This is a genomic window from Enterovibrio norvegicus, assembly GCF_002876705.1.
Classification (GTDB): Bacteria; Pseudomonadota; Gammaproteobacteria; order Enterobacterales; family Vibrionaceae; genus Enterovibrio; species Enterovibrio norvegicus_B.
In genome coordinates this window covers 1-487 of sequence record NZ_MDAG01000089.1, presented here as the reverse complement: position 1 = coordinate 487, position 487 = coordinate 1, and the positions used below count along the sequence as shown (strand labels likewise).

The window sequence follows — 487 nt, the reverse complement described above, 5'->3', positions numbered from 1 at the left end:
GATTGGCAAGGTGTCCCGTTGATGACCTTGTTATGACTCTTGGGCGCGTAGCAACTTTTCTATCGCAGGATCAGTATACTTACGCACGGGATCAACCGATTTTTCGTCTCCGGCGTGGTGGTACTCACCCGCATCAAAAGCTAAATAAACATCCAGCGGAAACTCTGAAATCGTATTGTTGGTTGTTATTAGGTATGTTGGATCCGTCAAAAAGCCATACAGCCAATTCATTGCACCATCACAAAGGTGGTAATCGTAGGAGCCATTCCAATAATGTTGGGCAACACTTTTCGAAAATTCATGCGCGAACTCATCTAGTGACATTCTCTTACTTTCAGAAAATGCAATGACCTCTCTTTCTTCAAGAACCCCATCACTTGCTTTTTCGATTATGGTCTTCATGCTCATTACGGAATACTCATAACGTTGTGATAACGGGCACTTGCCCGCACTAACCCTGACCAAAACAATGTATTCACGCCACTTT

1 protein-coding gene is annotated in these 487 nt (G+C 43.7%); it reads right to left on the bottom strand.

What is annotated here, in order from left to right; all coding sequences use genetic code 11:
* Positions 1 to 30 precede the first annotated feature (30 nt).
* The coding region (locus BCT27_RS24740) for a hypothetical protein (protein ID WP_102397093.1) at positions 31 to 487 on the bottom strand (457 nt) is incomplete at its 5' end.